Origin of the sequence: Melioribacter sulfuriphilus (genome assembly GCF_051488685.1) — a bacterium.
Lineage (GTDB): Bacteria > Bacteroidota > Ignavibacteria > Ignavibacteriales > Melioribacteraceae > Melioribacter.
Genome location: NZ_JBPSEH010000018.1, coordinates 1 through 3,408, shown reverse-complemented (window position 1 = coordinate 3,408; position 3,408 = coordinate 1). Strand labels below are relative to the sequence as shown.

The 3,408-nt window shown below is 34.8% G+C and carries 3 protein-coding genes; all 3 read left to right on the top strand.

Annotated features, from left to right (window positions below):
• Positions 1-955: T9SS type A sorting domain-containing protein (locus tag ACSSV9_RS14530; RefSeq protein ID WP_437347984.1), on the top strand; the 955-nt coding region annotated here is incomplete at its 5' end.
• Positions 956-1,295: 340 nt separating this feature from the next.
• On the top strand, positions 1,296-2,303 hold the full coding sequence (locus tag ACSSV9_RS14525) for a TolB family protein (protein WP_437347983.1): 1,008 nt from the start codon (positions 1,296-1,298) through the stop codon (positions 2,301-2,303).
• A 168-nt stretch (positions 2,304-2,471) separates the two neighbouring features.
• Positions 2,472-3,344 carry a S8 family serine peptidase gene (locus ACSSV9_RS14520; protein WP_437347982.1) on the top strand — a complete coding sequence of 291 codons (873 nt, stop codon included), beginning with the start codon at positions 2,472-2,474 and terminating at the stop codon, positions 3,342-3,344.
• Positions 3,345-3,408 lie beyond the last annotated feature (64 nt).

The following is a 3,408-nucleotide window of genomic DNA, read 5'->3' as shown; positions in this document are numbered from 1 at the left end:
ATACATGATTTATTTTTTCAATGAAAACGACAATACTTATAAATCTGTTCCTCTAATTGAATTTTTCAGATGTCTCATTTTAGATAGTACTTGGGTATGGGCAAATAGCAATACCGATGGCTTTGAATGGGGCAACCCCTCGTATGGTATGCCTGGAGCGACTAAAATTAGTCAAAATGGTCGTGATGTGACATTTGAAACATATGTCTACCGAATGATGCCTATAGGCGGCTCAAGCTTGTATTGGTACCCTGCCTCTCCAGATGAAGCAAATATACAGGTAACAGTATTAGGTAAACAGCCTCTTACTGCAACAATGTCGGGCCCTACATATCTAAGCAACGGTCAAAGCGGAACATGGACAGTAACGGCTTCAGGCGGGATACCACCATATTCTTATAGCTGGTCTTACTTTGTTTATTGTGATGAAATTCTTGATGCTGCGACAAATGACGGGAAAGAAATTATTATTACTCCCGATAACGTTCCATGTGGTTACTGGTTTAGTATGGGCAGTACAACTAATACTGCAAGTAGAACTTCAGACGGGAGAGCTTTTCAAGTTAAATGTGTAGTTACTGATGCAGGTAACTCTACTTACACTGTTACAAAAAATGTTGATGGAAGTAGTTCAGTTTTGGCAAAACAAAATATTTCTGATTCTTCTAAAGTTGAAATGCTAGAAAAAGAAAACTATATGGAATCGTTAGATAATTATCCTAATCCGTTTAATCCAACAACAAAGATTAGTTTTTCAATTCCTAATAGTAGTCATGTTACTTTGAAGATTTATGATATACTTGGTCGAGAAATTGCAGTTTTAGCTGATAAAGAATTTGCAGCCGGAAGATATGAGTTTGAATTTGATGCAAGTAATCTTCCAAGCGGAACTTATATTTATAGTTTAAGAACGAATACTAAAACCATAACTAAAAAAATGTTACTCGTCAAATAGTAAAGTTTATTTCCATGAAGGCAGAATTAATTTTAGTTCTGCCTTCTGTTTTTAAGGGTGTAAGTATAACCCGTTTTACAAGCCGACCGCTTTAAATTGTTTGGCATTTGTGTAATTAAAAAGTTGTGTTGTAAAAGTTTGTTGCTCTTTGAATGTAGTTAACAAAATTAATTTATAAATAATTATCGGTATTGGTTTTCAAAGCTGCATTGCTGTTATGGGCGGCGGCTTAAAAACAACGCCGTTATACTTACTTTCAGTAGAAACTGAAAAACGCTATTGAATATTTCTAAGTGTAAAGTTACATTAACAACGAAGTGAATTTACATCGGGGTGCTGTATGAACATTAAAGTCACGAATGTTTTATTAATTGTTGTCTCTATTTTTTTAGCGTGTTCTGATAATGTCGTTGAAAACGATAAAAATCCTTGCCCACCAATTGATATAGTAGCACAACCCCCATATAATAATCCGATTTGGTATCCAAGCGGAAAATTTATAGGATTTAACTACACTCCCCTTGATTCCATCACTTACCCGTATGGTAAAAATTGTATAGGAGTTCAACACTTCAATTATGATTCAACGGGTTTTTGGCTTGTTAATACCGATGGGACAAACATGCGCAGAATATTTCCTTATCAATTATTCTTAGCTACATGGTCACCAGATGGAAAATGGATTGCTTTTGTCAACAGTGCTCGGATATACAAAATGCCTTTTATTGTAGAGGAAGAAAGATTTGATACTACTCAAATAGAGCAGTTAGCATTTGAAGGAAAAAATTTCTTTCCCGCTTATAGTCCTGATGGAAAGTGGATTGCCTTTGATTCAAATAAAGATCATGCTTCTGGAGGTTATAGAATATGGAAAATGGAAATTAATGGTTTAAATAAATCACTTATCCTTGATGGCAGAATGCCTATCTGGACAAAGGATTCAAAGTCATTATTCTATGTCGGATTATATAGTGAAATTTTTAAGGTTAACTTGAACAATCCTTCAAACATTATACAGGTAACTCATTTAAATGAGACTAATAACTATCAAACAGATAACAGAAATCCGAAACTTTCATTTGCATCATCTCAAATCGCATTTTGGTCAAACAGCAATTTATGGTCCATAGATACAACGGGAGCTAATTTAAAACAGATAACAACCAGGGGTGTGGATGGAGATTTCGGATTACCTTTTAGTTGGTCGCCAGATGATGAGAAAATCGTTTATACACAATATAGCACTAGCAACTGGAATTATGATAACGGGGTATTATGGATAATTAATACCAGCACCGGTTCCGAATTTCAACTCACTTTTAACACGGTGAAAAATGTAAGGAGGTGATTATTATGAGATAGTAATTAAGCAGTTATTGGGCATGAACACAATAACTGTAAGATTATAATAAAAGATTCATGAACATTTTTTCCTGCTAATTAAAGCAGAGGCATTTTCATTGCGTTATCTACCTAATCAAAAACAACTATTTCAACAAGTTGGAGGAGTACTAAGATGACAAGATTATTAAATGCTGCTATTAACCGCAGGGTCGATTTTCTATTATTAGTGCTGTTGGTTTTTCTTCCGCTTCAAATATTTTCTCAAACAAGTGAAACTGAAGATGAAATACTCGTTTATTTCCTTCCCGATTCACTTGAGTTACCTGACGGCACAGCAGAATTAACTGACATAAATAAACTCAAGATAAAATCTAAAGATTTAGATAACACATTTAAGAAGATCGAGTTAAAAGCAATTAAAAAGGCATTCCCTGATTTTAATATTAACGACACTCTAAAATTGAAAGATGACGGCAGTAGAATTAAACTGCCAAATATGTCGAGGATATTCAAATTAAAATTGAAAAATAGAGATAATGTTCAAGCAGTTATTGATATTCTTTCCAAAGAAAAAGGAGTACTTTTCGCAGAACCAAATGGAATTACTGCGCCGGGCGTTATTCCCAATGATCAATATTTTTCTTACCAGTGGTCACTTCAATCTGGGGGCGGCACAGGTAAAATCCAAGCACCCGAAGCATGGGATATTTATACAGGAAATTCTAGCAATATTATTGGTATTGTTGATGGCGGAATTGATGGAACACATCCTGATTTAAGCGGTAAAGTAACAGGAGATGCTGGTTATGGTTGGGATGGGCATGGTATTCATGTTGCCGGAATTGCTTCAGCAAAAACAAATAATTGGAATGGAACAGAATATGTCGGAATTGCCGGTGTAGATTGGAATGCTCAACTTCATGCTCAACGTGTCGATAACACCGATGACACAGGTACATATCAAGCTGTTGTTGACGCCGTAAATTATAGTACCAATGTTCGAGTATTGAATAATAGCTGGACTCTAATTAATAGAGACATCTGAAAAATTCAATTAGAGGAACAGATTTATAAGTATTGTCGTTTTCATTGAAAAAATAAATCATGTA

Bases quoted from the DNA above. Each gene is read 5' to 3' on its own strand.
- ACSSV9_RS14520 (WP_437347982.1), top strand. From the start codon at position 2,472: ATGACAAGATTATTAAATGCTGCTATTAACCGCAGGGTCGATTTTCTA.
- ACSSV9_RS14525 (WP_437347983.1), top strand. From the start codon at position 1,296: ATGAACATTAAAGTCACGAATGTTTTATTAATTGTTGTCTCTATTTTT.